Source organism: Streptomyces sp. AB3(2024) (assembly GCF_041862025.1).
GTDB lineage: Bacteria > Actinomycetota > Actinomycetes > Streptomycetales > Streptomycetaceae > Streptomyces.
Genome location: NZ_JBGWAB010000038.1, coordinates 12,118 through 26,517, shown reverse-complemented (window position 1 = coordinate 26,517; position 14,400 = coordinate 12,118). Strand labels below are relative to the sequence as shown.

At 68.2% G+C, this 14,400-nt stretch carries 10 protein-coding genes; all 10 read left to right on the top strand.

What is annotated here, in order from left to right; genetic code table 11:
* Positions 1 to 320: 320 nt before the first annotated feature.
* The 10 genes from ACEPPI_RS17400 to ACEPPI_RS17355 all read left to right on the top strand — a co-directional run bounded on the left by ACEPPI_RS17400 (position 321) and on the right by ACEPPI_RS17355 (position 14,397).
* Positions 321 to 3,353, top strand: coding sequence for a glycine--tRNA ligase (locus ACEPPI_RS17400; protein WP_373916158.1), 3,033 nt, complete (start codon positions 321 to 323; stop codon positions 3,351 to 3,353).
* A gap of 337 nt (positions 3,354 to 3,690) precedes the next feature.
* Complete coding sequence (locus ACEPPI_RS17395; protein WP_373916131.1) at positions 3,691 to 6,678, top strand: BTAD domain-containing putative transcriptional regulator; 2,988 nt, start codon at positions 3,691 to 3,693, stop codon at positions 6,676 to 6,678.
* Positions 6,679 to 6,925: 247 nt separating this feature from the next.
* A complete protein-coding gene (locus ACEPPI_RS17390) occupies positions 6,926 to 7,276 on the top strand; it encodes a hypothetical protein (protein ID WP_373916130.1) in 351 nt (116 codons plus the stop codon).
* A gap of 268 nt (positions 7,277 to 7,544) precedes the next feature.
* On the top strand, positions 7,545 to 8,684 hold the full coding sequence (locus ACEPPI_RS17385) for a radical SAM protein (protein WP_373916129.1): 1,140 nt from the start codon (positions 7,545 to 7,547) through the stop codon (positions 8,682 to 8,684).
* Positions 8,685 to 8,710: 26 nt separating this feature from the next.
* Positions 8,711 to 9,541, top strand: coding sequence for a radical SAM protein (locus ACEPPI_RS17380; RefSeq protein WP_373916128.1), 831 nt, complete (start codon positions 8,711 to 8,713; stop codon positions 9,539 to 9,541).
* Positions 9,542 to 9,548: 7 nt separating this feature from the next.
* Positions 9,549 to 10,358, top strand: a complete 810-nt coding sequence (locus ACEPPI_RS17375) for an aldo/keto reductase family protein (RefSeq protein WP_373916127.1) — start codon at positions 9,549 to 9,551, stop codon at positions 10,356 to 10,358.
* Positions 10,345 to 11,028: a phytanoyl-CoA dioxygenase family protein gene (locus ACEPPI_RS17370; RefSeq protein ID WP_373916126.1), complete on the top strand. Its 684-nt coding sequence runs from the start codon at positions 10,345 to 10,347 to the stop codon at positions 11,026 to 11,028. The genes ACEPPI_RS17375 and ACEPPI_RS17370 overlap by 14 nt, the downstream gene beginning before the upstream one ends.
* Complete coding sequence (locus ACEPPI_RS17365; protein WP_373916125.1) at positions 11,025 to 11,711, top strand: phytanoyl-CoA dioxygenase family protein; 687 nt, start codon at positions 11,025 to 11,027, stop codon at positions 11,709 to 11,711. The genes ACEPPI_RS17370 and ACEPPI_RS17365 overlap by 4 nt, the downstream gene beginning before the upstream one ends.
* A 61-nt stretch (positions 11,712 to 11,772) precedes the next feature.
* Positions 11,773 to 12,966 carry a cytochrome P450 gene (locus ACEPPI_RS17360; protein WP_373916124.1) on the top strand — a complete coding sequence of 398 codons (1,194 nt, stop codon included), beginning with the start codon at positions 11,773 to 11,775 and terminating at the stop codon, positions 12,964 to 12,966.
* A gap of 183 nt (positions 12,967 to 13,149) precedes the next feature.
* Positions 13,150 to 14,397 carry a YcaO-like family protein gene (locus ACEPPI_RS17355; protein ID WP_373916123.1) on the top strand — a complete coding sequence of 416 codons (1,248 nt, stop codon included), beginning with the start codon at positions 13,150 to 13,152 and terminating at the stop codon, positions 14,395 to 14,397.
* The last annotated feature ends 3 nt before the right edge of the window (positions 14,398 to 14,400 follow it).

Sequence of the window (14,400 nt, the reverse complement as noted above, 5' to 3'; positions counted from 1 at the left end):
AAGACTAGTGGATTCCCTAGATTTTCGAGTTCCCGCCCCGTTCGGCCGCCGGGCACGCGGACCTCCGGCCGCGGGACGCGGCCGAGGACGACGGGGCCGTGGCGACGGCCGTCGACAGGTCTCGGCCACTCGGGAGAACGCCGGCCGGCCCGCTCGGACGGTCCCAATTGGCCGGGAGGTGGCGCCCGTTGGCTCCCCGGCGATGCCGAGCGGAAACGCCCTGATTGATAGACTCCCACAGGCCATGGTCTCCTGAGTCTCAGCCGGGAGATGCTCTGAGTATGTGCCGTACCTGTGGAGGAATGATCTCGGTGTTGACGATGCAAGAAGCACTGCTGGTGCTGAACAAGTACTGGACCGAACACGGGTGTTTGGTCGTTCAGCCCATGAACACCGAGGTGGGTGCGGGCACGCTCAACCCCGCTACGTTCCTGCGGGTCCAGGGACCGGAGCCGTGGCGTGTCGCATACGTGGAACCGAGCGTCCGGCCCGACGACTCACGTTACGGCGAGAACCCGAATCGACTGCAGACCCACACGCAGTACCAGGTCATCCTCAAGCCTGAGCCCGGAAACGCGCAGGAGCTTTTCCTGGGCAGTCTGCAGGCCCTGGGCATCGACACGGCCGCACATGACATTCGCTTCGTCGAGGACAACTGGGCGTCCCCGGCGCTGGGCGCCTGGGGGCTCGGCTGGGAAGTATGGCTCGATGGTCTGGAAATCACCCAGTTCACATACTTTCAGCAGGCCGGAGGCATCACCCTCGACCCTGTGTCCGTCGAGATCACCTACGGCCTGGAACGCATCCTGATGGCGCTCCAGGGCGTCAATCACTTCAAGGACCTCAAGTACGCGCCGGGTGTCACCTACGGCGAGGCGTTCGGCCAGGCCGAGTACGAGATGAGCCGCTACTACCTCGACGAGGCCGACCTGGAGACCCAGCGGAGCCTCTTCGAGGCCTACGCGGGCGAGGCACGCCGCACGCTCGACGCGCGTCTTCCCGTCCCCGCGTACTCCTTCGTCCTCAAGTGCTCGCACGCGTTCAACGTGCTCGACGCGCGGGGCGCCATCTCCACCACGGAGCGGGCACGTTCCTTCGCCCGGATGCGCGGGTTGGCCCACGAGGTCGCCGAGTTGTGGGTCGCGCGGCGCGAGGAACTCGGTTTCCCCCTGGGCCGCGTGTCGAGCAGCGACTCCGCCCCGGCCGACACCGCAGTGAGCGAGGCTCCGGACCGGGCGGCGGCCACGGAAGCCGTCGGGCCCGAGCAGGGCACGGTGACCCCGCCGGCCGAACCGGGGCCGGCCACCCTCGTGGTCGAGATCGGCGTGGAGGAAATGCCGCCGGCCGAGGTCACCCGGACCTCGCAGGCGGTGCGCACCGCGTTGGCGCAGAAACTGGGCGCGACCCGGCTGGGACACGGCGAGATCAGGGTCGACGCCAGCCCCCGACGCGTGGTGGCCACCGTCCTCGGCGTGGAAGCCCGCGAGGCCGACTACGAACAGACCGTGCGCGGGCCCCGGGTCTCGGCGGCGTTCGACGCGGACGGAAGCCCCACCAAGGCGGCCATCGGCTTCGCCAGGAGCAACGGCGCCGAACCGGCGGACCTCGGTCGCGTCACCGTCGGGACCAACGAGCATGTCGCGCTCACCCGGCAGGTCGTCGGGCGCTCGGCCGAGGATGTCCTCTCCGCTCTCCTCTCGGAGGTCGTGACCGGCCTTCGCTCCGAGAAGAACATGCGGTGGAACGCTCCGCAGCTCTCCTTCACCCGTCCGATCCGCTGGATCATGGCTCTGCTGGGAGAGCGGGTCGTCCCTTTCACGGTGTCCAGCCTGACGTCGGGACGTACGACGCAGGTTCACCGTGACGCGGTGCCTCCCACGGCGGAGGTGCCGACGGCAGACGGGTACCTGCCCTTTCTGAAGGAGCACGGAATCCTCGCGGACGCCGCGGAGCGGCGGTGCCTCGTGGTGGACGGCGCGGCGCGACTCGCCGAGGCCGTGGGCGGACGCATCCAGACGGAGCAGTACGGCGCGCTGATCGACGAGATCACCAACCTGGTCGAGTCCCCCACCCCGATCCTCGGGAACTTCGACCCGAAGTACCTCACGCTGCCCCCGGACATCCTCGTCACCGTCATGCGCAAGCATCAGCGCTACCTTCCCGTGGTGGATGCCGACGGCAGCATGCTGCCCCACTTCGTCGCGGTGGCCAACGGAACGTGCGACCACGACATCGTCCGCCACGGCAACGAGGCGGTGCTGCGCGCCCGGTACGAGGACGCCTCCTTCTTCTGGAAGGCGGATCTGGAGACCCCGCTGAGCGAGATGAGGGAGAAGACGCACCTCCTCACGTTCGAGGAGCGTCTCGGCTCCATGGCGGACCGCGCCGACCGCATCTCGGCCATCGCCCGCCGGCTGGCGAAGGTCATCGGCCTGTCCGGCACGGACCACGACGTCCTGGAACGGGCCGCGGCCCTGACCAAGTTCGACCTCGGCTCCCAGATGGTCACCGAACTGTCCAGCCTCGCGGGCATCATGGCGCGCGAATACGCCGTGCGCGCGGGCGAGAGCCAGGCGGTGGCACAGGCCCTCTACGAGAACGAACTGCCGCGTTTCGCCGGCGACACGTTGCCCGAAACCCTGCCGGGGGCCCTGCTGGCCCTGGCGGACCGGCTCGATCTGCTGGTCGGGCTCTTCGCGATCGGGGCCGAACCCACGGGCAGCTCGGACGCGTTCGGGCTGCGCCGCTCCGCGCTGGGCGTGGTCAACATCCTCCTCAGCAGGAGCGACCTGGCCGCGATCAGGCTCGGCCAGGCGCTGGCCATCGCGGCGGAGCACCAGGCCGTCACGGTCGAGCAGAAGCATCTGGAGGGCACGGCCCAGTTCGTGCTGCGCCGCTTCGAGCAGCAGCTGATCGAGCTGGGGCACTCCACCACCGACGTCCGCGCGGTGCTGGTGCGCGGCGACTCGCCGCGGCTGGCCACGCGGACCCTGGAGGAGCTGGAAGACCTGCAGGGTGACGACCGGTTCGCCACCGTTCTTGCGGCGTTCCAGCGGGTACGGCGCATCGTGCCGGCCGGGCTGGAGGCGGTGTACGACCCGGAGCAGCTCCATGAGCCCGCCGAGCAGGCTCTGCACGCTGCCCTGGTCAAGTGCCGGCATGTGCTCGACGAGGAGACCTCGCTCGTCCGCTTCAACGCGCAGACGGGCGAACTGGTCGACGCGGTGAACATCTTCTTCGACAACGTCCTGGTGATGTCCGAGGACCCCGCAGTCCGGGCCAACAGGCTGGGCCTGCTCGCCGGAGTGCGCGACCTCGCGGAGGGCATCGTCGACTGGGAGTCTCTGGTCTGAGAGGTCCGGCCGACCACTGACGGTTCATGAGCGGGTGCCCGTACGGGCACCCGCTCATGTGCCTTCGGCCGGCACGGCTAGCACGTCGTGCCGGCCGTTCGCATGTCCTCCCCGGAGCCGGTCTCCCCTGCCCCCTCAAGCCCGGCGGCTCACGTTGCATGCGCATTTTCGAGGACGAACAGACGTGGCTGATAGGCTGATTGCTCGCCGACCGCCGTCGGCTGGCCACCAGCGCACAGGTGATCGATCCAAGCGTGAACCGCTCCCCACGGTGGGTTGGTGACCATGGTGATGACGAAGGCGTTCGGAGTGGTCGAGCAAGGAGGGCCCTGGCGAGGTGACGGAAGAACTGCGCTTCGCCGTTCTCGGGGCGGTCCGTGCATACCGGGGCGACGCGGAACTGCGCCTCGGTCCACCCCAGCTCCGGGCCATGCTGGCGGTCCTGCTCCTGCGACCGGGGCACACCGCGTCGAAGACACAGCTGGTGGACGCGTTATGGGGTCTCACGCCCCCCAGCAAGGCCACCACCACGATCCGCACCTACGCCTGGCAGTTGCGCATACTCCTGGAACCGGACCGCTCCACGCCGAGCGTGCTCGTGTCGGTCGGCGACGGCTACCGCCTGGTCGTCCCCCCGTCCTCGCTCGACGTGGGGCAGGCCGAAACGCTCACTCGTGAGGCGGCGCAGGCACGTGCCTCGGGCAGGTTGGAGGAGGCGCGCGACAGGCTGGTCCGCGCACTCGACCTGTGGCAGGGAGAGACTCTGGCCGGAGTGCCCGGACCCTTCGCCATGCGCCAGCGTGACCGGCTCGAGGAATTTCGCATCGCGCTGCTGGAGGAACGTTGCGACCTCGACCTGGCCCTCGGCCGCCATCGCCAGGTCATTCCCGACCTGGCGGACCTCACGGCCATGCACCCCCTGCGCGAGCGTCCGTACGGCCTGTTGATGCGCGCGCTCTACGGGGCGGGCAGACAGGCCGACGCGCTTGCGGTGTTCAGCGGTGTCAGGAAGCTGCTGCTGGAGGAGCAGGGCATCGATCCCGGGCCTGAGCTGACCGCCGCCTACCGGCAGGTCCTGGAGAACGATCCGGCCCTCTCCTTAGCGGCCGTCGAGGAACCCGCGGTGCTCGAGGAACCGGAGGCGGCCGAGCCCCTCCCCGCGGTCGCCCGGGGCCGGGAGCCGCTGCCCGTTCCGGCACAGCTTCCGCCGCTGCTGCCCGACTTCGCCGGCCGCACCGACGCCGTCAGCGACATGCACACCCTGCTGACGACGCCCGGACGGCGAGCGCCGACCGTCGTGGCGATAGCCGGGATGGGCGGGATCGGGAAGACCTCACTGGCCCTGTTCACAGCCCACGGCGTACGGCACGCCTACCCGGACGGGCAGCTCTACGCCGATCTGCGTGGAGCGGACGACAATCCCGCCGACCCCGTCGGCGTCCTGACGGGGTTCCTGCTGTCGCTGGGCGTCGCCGCCGAGGCCGTACCCGACACCCTCGCGGACCGTTCCAAACTCTTCCGTTCGATGCTGGACGGCCACAGGGTGCTGATCGTCCTGGACAACGCACGTGACGCCTCGCAGGTCCTGGACCTGATGCCCGGATCGGCCGGCTGCGGAGTCATCATCACCGGCAGGTCCCGGCTCTTCGGCCTGCCGGTCACCAAACAGCTCAGCTTGGACACCTTCAGGCCCGACGAGGCCCTCTCGCTGCTCGGCGCGGTCATCGGGACCGAACGGCTCGACGCGGAACGGGAACAGGCGCTCGAACTGCTCCGGCTGTGCGGACTCCTGCCGCTGGCCATCCGGATCGTGGCCACCAGGCTGGCGTCCCGGCCGCGGTGGGCCATCGCGACACTGACCGCCCGGCTCGCCAACGAGCAGCGACGCATCGAGGAACTACGCGTGGGTGACGTGTCGATCCACCCGGTCTTCGAACTCGGCTACCGGCAACTGCCGCCCGAGCAGGCCCGCGCCTTCCGGCTGCTCGCCGCCCCGGTGTCCCTGGACTTCGGTCTGCCGGTGGCCGCGGCCGCACTCGCGACGGACGAGGAGACGGCGGAGGAACTGCTGGAAGCCCTGGTGGACGCCGCCATGCTGGAGTCCACCGAACCGGGCCGCTACCGCTATCACGACCTGCTCCGCGCCTTCGCCCAGTGCGTGGAACCGGAACACCAGGACGATACCCGGCAGGCCTTCGGCAGGCTGCTCGACTACCTGCTGGCCACCGCGTGCAACGCCTTCGCGCAGGCCGTGCCCGGAGACCCGGTGGCGAACTCCCTCGGCGCGCTGCGGTCCCAGGGGCTGCACTTCGGCGACGTCCACACGGCGCGTTCCTGGATCACCGGCGAGATCGGACTGGTGACGGCGGCCGCGCTGCACACCGTCGGCCGGCGGACGGATCCCTACGACGGCCAGTTGCGGACCGCCGTCGACCTGCTCATCGCGGTCAGCCCCTTCTGCGCCGACGTCCGGTTCGAGGGGCTACGGTCCGCCGCACTGGAGCTCGCGCGGGAGGCCGAGCTCAGGGGCGACCAACGGGTTCTGGGCCGGGCACAGTTGCTGTGCAGCAGCATCGCCCTGCAGGCCGCCCGCCCGTCCGACACCGAGGAGCACGCGCGCCTGGCCGTCACGGCGTCGAGGAACACGAAGGACACGGTCATACTCCGGCAGGCGCTCAACAACCTCGGTGTGGCGGTCATGTTCCTGCATCGATACGACGAGGCGGTGGCGTGCTTCGACGAGGCGATCGCACTCGCCCGTGTCCTCGGCCACAGGTCCGGCGAGGCGGCGACCACCATCAACGCGGCGCTCGCCCGCGTGCGCAGCGGCCGGGCCGCCGAGGCGATACGGGCCTGCGAGACGACGCTGGTGACCTTGCGTTCCATGGGCGACCTTCCGGGGGTCGCCTACGCGTTGTACGTGCTGGCTTTGGCGCTGCACGAACACGAGCGGTTCGGCGACGCCATCGCCCGCTACACCGAGTGCCTCGCGGTCTGTCGGTCCGCCGGCATCCGGGGGCGCGAGGCCCACGCCCTGTACCGGCTCGCCGAAACACTCCGCAGGACAGGGCGGTACGACGAGGCGGTGCGGTACGCCACCGAAGCCGTGGTCCGGTGCGAGCAGATCGGAGCCGTGCGGGACCACGCCTACGCGTTGATGGTCCTGGGCCGGGCCGAGGCCGATCGCGGCGGCATCGACACCGCCCGTGTCCAGCTGGGCAAGGCGCGCGAACTCTTCACCGGTCTCGGCCTGCCCGATGCCGACGATATCCGCCGGATCCTCGATCACCTGCCGGGCGGCTCCGCACCGACGGACGAACCGTGACGGTACCGGTCGCCGACCCATATCGGCGCGTCACGTCACATCGCTAAAACCCCCCTCGCGATGGAGCGGGAATGCCGAATAGGCGAGGCCCACGTCGAATATACCGGGGATGGACCACGTATATTCCCCGGCGTGCGAGAGTGGGCGTCAGCGGTCGCAAATATGCGCCAAAAAGCCGTGGAGCAATCAGTAATTCAGCTCCGGGGCGGCGCGGACCGAATGCGACCCTTTCTTAGGAGGCGTTTGAATGCCCAAACCTCGCGAACAGAAGGACAACCACCTCATCTACGCCGACGCCGTGGGGTCGCGCGGTAAGTCGGGCGTCTGGTTCGGCGATCGCGAAGACTTCAAGTCCAAGCAGGTCAGCGTGATGGACGCCGTCAAGGAGCGGATCGAGTGGGTGCCGGTCGAGGACGCCGTCATGGCGATCAGCCTTGACCCGCCGGGCATCGTTCTCATGGCGCCCAACCCGTCGCTGCCCGGCATCATCGTCCTCGCCGACGGTGCGACGTCCGAGAACACCGAGCATCTCAAGAAGCACTACACCGAGATCGTTCAGGGTGTCCTGACGGACGCGAACATCGCGCAAGAAGACTAATCGCTCCATCCTGCTGCGGTGCCATCGGCAAGCGACGGTGGCACCGCAGCGGGCTTCTCGCTGTGCGGTTCGATTCGACGCATGGCTGGTTCCGTTTCTTTAGGAGTTCACCGTGACGAACGATGCCGATCGACTCTGGAACAAGTATTTGCTGGTCACTCAGGGGGCGGAGGGTATTGTTTTCGATCCCGTCTCCCTGGGGAGCGCGAGTCTCACCGCCGACGAGATGAGGCAGATCCGCGACAATGAGCCCCGGATTCTGGCGGAGATGAAGCAGCTGGGCTTCACTCCCGAGCCGCCGGCCGCATCTCAGCGTGATCTGATCTTCGACCGGATCAACGGGCTGGGCATGACCGGAAAGCCGCCGCGGATCAGCGGATACCGCATCGTGGTGACCGACCGCTGCAACATGACCTGCACGTACTGCTTCGTGGACACCAACACGGGCGCCGACGACATCACCATCCCCGACCTCCGCGAAGGGCTCGAGTACCTCTTCGAGCAGAACGCCGGCCAGGACGAGGTCACCATTCAGTGGTTCGGCGGTGAGCCGACCACCCGGTTCGACCTGATGCAGTACGGAGACGAGTACGCTCTCGAACTCGCCGAGAAGTACGGCGTGGGGCGCGTGCAGTTCACCGTCGTCACCAACGGTGTCCTGATCAAGGAACCCATGATCGAGCACTTCAAGAAGTTCAAGTACGGCGTGGGCGTCTCCTTCGACGGGGCTCCGGACGACAACCAGGTCGAGCGGTTCCTGCTGTCGGGCAAGCCTGCGGACAAGCGGATCCACCGGAACATCCAGCGGCTGATCGATGCCGGGGTGCACGTGGGCTGCAACCTCACCCCCACGCCGATCAATGTGAGCAACCTGCCGGACACCGTCGAGTACGTGCTGTCCCTCGGCATCAACTTCATCTACGTCAACACCCCCATTCCGATCTCCGGCCGCTGGCACGTCGACGGCGAGGCGCTGTGCCGCGCGGTGTTCCGTTCGCGGCTTCTGGCGCTGTCCCGCGGTGCCATGCTGTTCTCCTCGCTCGACCGCATCTATCAGGCCCTGGACACCCGCCTGCCGAAGATGTACGAGCACATCCAGCAGGACGGCGGCCTGAACGCGGCTCTGCTGTCCCGCGGGCGCATCTCCATCCTCGACCTGAACTGGCGCGACGACTCGTTCGTCTTCCCGATCAGTCAGCTTCGGGAGCAGCCTGAGCTGCTGGCGGGAGCCGCCAAGAACCTCCTGCCGGCGAAGCAGTGCGGAGAGTGCCCCGCCGCCGCCGTCTGCGGTGGTCCGTCCCGCAACGACGTCTCGCTCCGGAACAACCCCGAGCCCGATCCGCAGATGTGCGACTTCTTCCAGGTCGGTCTCGAACTCGCCCTCACCGACCAGACGGGATTGCAGTGACCGACAGCCTCGGAGCACTCCGAGGAGTGCTCGTCTCGACCGCCGACAACTGCGAAGTGAACTGCCGGTTCTGCTTTCGGGCCGATGTCGGACGCGACGTCCTGAGCCTCGACACCTACGCCCGGGCACTGTCGCGGCTCCACGAACTCGGCGTGGACGAGCTGTGCTTGTCCGGCGGCGAGCCGACCGACCACCCGGAGTTCCGTCAACTCGTGCGTGTCGCAGTCCAGTTCGGCTTCCGCACCTCGGTGGTCACCGCCGCCAGGACCGGCCCGCGACTCGATGCCATCGCCGGTGTCGCCGGCATGCTCAGTCACGTCACCGTCTCCGCCGACAGCCGTAGAGCGGACGAGATCGGCCGCACCGGCCGGACGATCTCCTCGACGCCGAAGGTCTTCGAGGCGTTGGGACACCGTCGGGCGAGCCTGCACGTCACCGCATACGAGCTGGACGAAGCCGACCTGAAGGCCATCGTCTCGGTGGTCGAGACGGCCGATGTCCCGGTGGAGGTCAGCCCGCTGTTGCCGTCGTCGACGTTCCGTTTCGAGAATCCCCACCTCAAGCGCGACCTGGCGTTGATCGAAACGTTCTTCGGCATGTCGGAGCAGTTGAGGACAGTGGTGTCGGACTACCACGAGTGGCTGCGCGGCCCGGTCGTCCGGTCCTGCCAGTCCGCGCGGCTGTACCTGTCCGCGGACGGCTTCCTGCGCCGCTGCCCCTACGACAGCTCTCAACAGGTGTCGGTCTTCGCGACACGGCAGGAGATCCGCGAAGCGCTCGAGCAGTCGTTCTGCGAACCGCCGACCACCGGTCTGGCCTGCATGGCGATCTGCCGTTCGGAATCCCAGGAAGGGTGAGTTGTCCATGAACACGATGCAGGATCGGCCGTCCGTGGTGATCGGCACCATGCGCTGCTCGGGGTCCTTCAACGGCCTGATGGTGCTGGGCCGCGACGCGGAGGAGGGCCGGGAGTTCGTCGAGGGCGCGATCGCTCAGGGCTTCACCACGTTCGACACCTCGCCCGTGTATGCCCGCGGGAGAGCGGAGGAGGACCTCGGCGCGCACCTTCCCGGCGACGCGTCGGTCTGGACCAAGGTCGGGATCGACACCACCACTCCCCTGCCCACCCTGGACTACAGCCTGGAAGGAATGGCCAAGTCGCTGCAGGGAAGCCTGAAGCGGCTCGGGCGCGACCGGGTCGAGGTCGCCTTCGTGCACAATCCGGAGCCGAGGCGGCTGTCGGACATCGACTTCGCCGGGTTCGCGAGGCACTGCTCACAGACGGGGCAGGCGGATCTGGTGGGCGTCAGTGTGCTCCTGCCGGACGTGAGTCTGCCTCAGATCGCCGGCAGGCTGCCCGCCGGCAGCGTGGTCATGTGCGAGGCGGACCAGCTGGATCCGCAGGACACGAACGTGACGCGCCTCCTCGCCGACTACCGTCTCGTGGTCCGCAGTCTCTTCTCGGGCGGCTCTCGGCTGCGGGCGGTACCGCCCGAGCGCAGGGCGGAGGCGATCGCCGCCAGGATCTCCGAGATTCACGAGATCTACAGCCCCGAAGCCGTGGTCATCGGCCCTCGGACCAAGGAGCAGCTGGACGGCTACGAGGCGGGGCCGGCCGGGCTCACGTCCGCTGCTCGGCACTCCGCACCCGGGCGGTCCCATGTCACTCGATGAGGCGGAGGTCGCGCAGCAGCTGCGGGTGTTCGGATTCGCCCACCTCCGGGGAGCCGCCGCGGACACCGTGGAGGAACTGCAGCGTGCTTTCGGCCGGCTGATCGATCTGCCGGCGGACGGTACGCCGAACGAGAGGGTCACCAGGTTCGACGCCCTCAACGAGATGCCCGAGCTGGGGCTGATCTCCGGATCGGTGTGGGTGGACGCGATCTGCGGAGCGTTCTTCGAACGCAACCACCAGGTCATCACCAGCGATGCCAACGCGCTCGTCGGCGACTCGTACTGGCACTCGGACGGTTTCTACACCACGCCGTTCCTGCGTTTCGCCCTGTACCTGGACACCACCGCGCACGACACGGGTGCCCTGCGCTTCCTTCCCGGTTCGCATCGAGCCGACAACGGCTGGCTCGGGGAACCGACCCAGCACGTCATCAGGCACAGGGAGGACCTCGGTCTCACCGGTGGCGACGTTCCGGCGGTGGTCGTCGAGTCCCAGCCCGGCGACGTCATCGTCTTCGACACGAACATCCTCCACTCGGCATGGCACGGAGACATACGACGACAGCTGGCGTTCAACTGTGTCGGTGACCCGGTGACCGAGACCGAGCAGCGCGACACGCGTCGCTACTTCCTCAACCGCTATGTATCCGGATCGGTGTCAATCGGATGAGCCTCACCTCTTTGTCGGTGACCGACGCCGAGGTCACCCGCTTCAGGACGTTCGGATTCCTTCACCTGCGCGGCGTGCAGAACGACGTCGTGGCGGCCGTCGCCGACGCCTTCGAAGACGTCTTCGAGAACTTCCCGCAGGTCGGCCGGCAGGGGCGTGCGGGCGTCGCCCGGATCGCCGAGCGCAGCGCGGTGCTCCAGAAGGTGCTCCTGGCCGACGACCGGTGTCCTCGGGTGGCACGGCGGCTGCTGGGCACGGACGTCGTCTATGTCGGCGGCGACGGAGTCCGCTACGACGGTGCCACCTACTGGCACCGGGACGGCAACCACCGCGCTCTCCGGCTCCTCAAGATCGTCCAGTATCTGGAGCCGCTCGACGGCGACACCGGAGCGCTGCGGATCATTCCCGGCACCCACCGCAGAGGCGGGAGCTGGGACTCGTTCGCCGCGGAGATGGAGAACCCGCCGCGTCGCCTCGGGATGCGGCCCGCCGAGGTGCCGGCCTTCACCGTCGACTCCTCCCCCGGTGACCTCATCGCCTTCGACCCGCACTCCTACCATGCGTCGTTCGGCGGTGCCGACAAGCGGCGGCAGATCACCACGACGTATGCGGCCGTGCCGCAGTCGGCAGAAGCGCGACAGGAGCTGACGAGCTATCTGCTCGCCGACCGATCTCTCCTGTAACCCCCTCCCCCGGTACTACGTCAGCCTTATGAAGCGCGTGAATTGAACGGGTTGGTTTGTGATGGACAACGTAACGGCGGAGACCACGGTGCCGCAGATCCCGACGGACCGGGAAGCGGAACCGGTCAAGTGGTTCGACGAACTGCGTGAGTCGCACGGTGTGCACTGGGACGAGACCACGAACACGTGGTACGTGACGCGATACGACGACGTGTACGAACTTCTCCCTGATCCCCGGCTCGGCGCCCAGGTGGAAACCTATTGCCCGCCCTCGCTGACGGAAGAGCAGGAGAACACCTACTGGCGGGTGACGGAGTTCATCGACCGCTGGCCCGTGTTCTCCGATCCGCCGCGGCACACCGGTATGCGGCGTCTGCTCCTGCCGCTGTTCACGCCCGCCGCCGTTCGGCAGATGGTCGCCGCGATGGCGGCTTCCATCGCGGCGACCAGTTCCACGGCGACGCCTGACAGGCTGTTCGCCGATGTCGTCAGGCCGGCTCTGGCAGCCGGCCTGAGCGATCTCCTGGACGAGGAGACGGACGGCCTGGCACAGCTCGCCGACTGCGCCGCCCGGATCCTGGCCGTCGGGCCGATCGAGACGTACGACACCGACATCGGGCGGCTCGCGGAAGAGGCCATGGACGAGCTGACCGGGCTCGTCGTGCAGCGCTGCGCGGCTCCCCGGGGGGTCCTCGCTTCGGCGCTGAGCCGCGCTCTGTCCGACGGGACGTTGGATCTTCTGGACGCGACCGCGATATACGCCCAGCTGGTGAGTGGCGCGCTGGAACCCACCGCGGCGGCTGTCGCACGCCTGTTGGAGGCGTTGACCGGCCCGGAGAGCGCCGCCGTCGACCTGGAGGAAGACGTCGACGGGGCCGTGGACGAGGCGCTGCGGCTTGTCACGCCCTTCCACTTGGCCACCAGGCGGGCGCTGACCGATCTGACCCTGCACGGTCACACCGTACGGGCCGAGTCGCGCGTGGTCCTCGTACTCGTGGCAGCCAACCGCGACCCGAGGCGGTTCGCCGACCCGGGCACCTTCCGTGCGGACAGGACCGGGGCTCGCCATGTCGCCTTCGGGCGGGGCCGGCACGCGTGTCTGGCAGCCGGACTCACGCGGCAGGTCATGAGGGAGATGATGCTGCAACTCGCGTCGACGGGCCTGTTGGAGCAACTGCCTCGGCTGACCGCGGTGTGGAAGGGGGACTTCGGGGCGCGTTTCGCCGACGACCTCGTGGTCACGCGGGACGCCTGAGGCAGGCCGCAGGGGGACGGACCGGGCCGTCGCGGTCCCCTGTGCCGTGACGAGCGCCGGCGGGGCCGCGTGGACCGGCGACCGGCGCCCCGCTCCGGCCCGCTCCGCCGGCTCCTGAAACGCAGCGACGCGCGGCGGTCCGCGTTCCCGTCGATCCCCGCTTCCAGATAGGGCATCACGATCATGGTCAAACCGAACAGCCTGACAGCCCTGCGCCCGGACAGCTTTCAGCCTGATGCGGAAAGTACGGAGGCCGGACACGCCAGAAGTTTCGAGGAGACGTGGGACTCCCTGAAACCACTGCTGCCTCGCGTCCCCGTCACGCGCGTGTACGACACCACCCCCCTGGATTACATCAGCTCCCCCGTGTGGTCGGCCGTGACCCCTCTGGCCAAAGACCTGACGGTGAGCGCGGGAAAGGGGGCGACGCCGATCGCGGCGAAGCTCAGCGCCGTCATGGAGGCGATCGAGCGAGTCTCGGCCGAGGAAATTCCGGCCCTCCGGACCGTCAGGGGTTCCTACAAGGAACTCGCTCCCGCCGCTGCCGTCGACCCGGAGGAATTCAGCCTGCCGCAGGACACGACGTACCGGCCCGACGCCGTTTTCTCCTGGACGGGGGCGTACGACCTGGCGCAGGGGGGCCATCATCTGGTACCGACCGACCTCGTCCTCAATCCCTCCACGGAAGGCATGACGGCTCGGATCGAGACCAACGGGCTCGCCTCCGGGAATACGTATTCAGAGGCGGTCCTCCACGCGGTCTGTGAGCTTGTCGAGCGCGACGCGGTGTCGGAGGAAGCGTTCTACTCCGCTCACCACGACCCGCTCTTCTCTCCTCGTCGGCCTTTGAGGGTCATATCCCCGGAGTCGGTTCCAGCCGGAACCGCGAAGGAGTTCATCGACGCGCTGACCGGTCAGGGTCTGGTTGTCCGGATACAGGATCTGACCAACGTGATCGGCGTTCCGGTCATCCGGGTCGTCCTTTTCGACGACGGCTACTTCGGGCAGGAGGGAAAGGTGACCTACTTCCCGGGGTACGGGGCCGACCTCCAGCCCGAACGGGCGCTGCTTCGCGCTCTCACCGAGGCGTGCCAAGGTCACGCCAGCTTCGCCACGGGCGCGCGAGAGGTGTTCGAGACCGGGCGCGCCGGTCGCAGGCCGGCCGAACTGAAGCGGATCGACTCTCTTTACCGGAACCCCGGCTCCCTGGCGTTCCCGCAGGCCAAGGACGGCAGCGGCAGCATCCTGCAGAACCTACACACGGTCGTCGGCCGGCTGCGGGACGCAGGACACGAAAAGTGCCTGGTGACAGAACTTACCCGCGAGGATCTCGGCGTGCCGGTGGTTCGTGTCCTGATTCCGGGCCTCGCGTCTCCCTACGGTGAGAGTTCGCGCACCCCTACCCTCCGCCTGCTGGAATCGGTGATCTGAGCC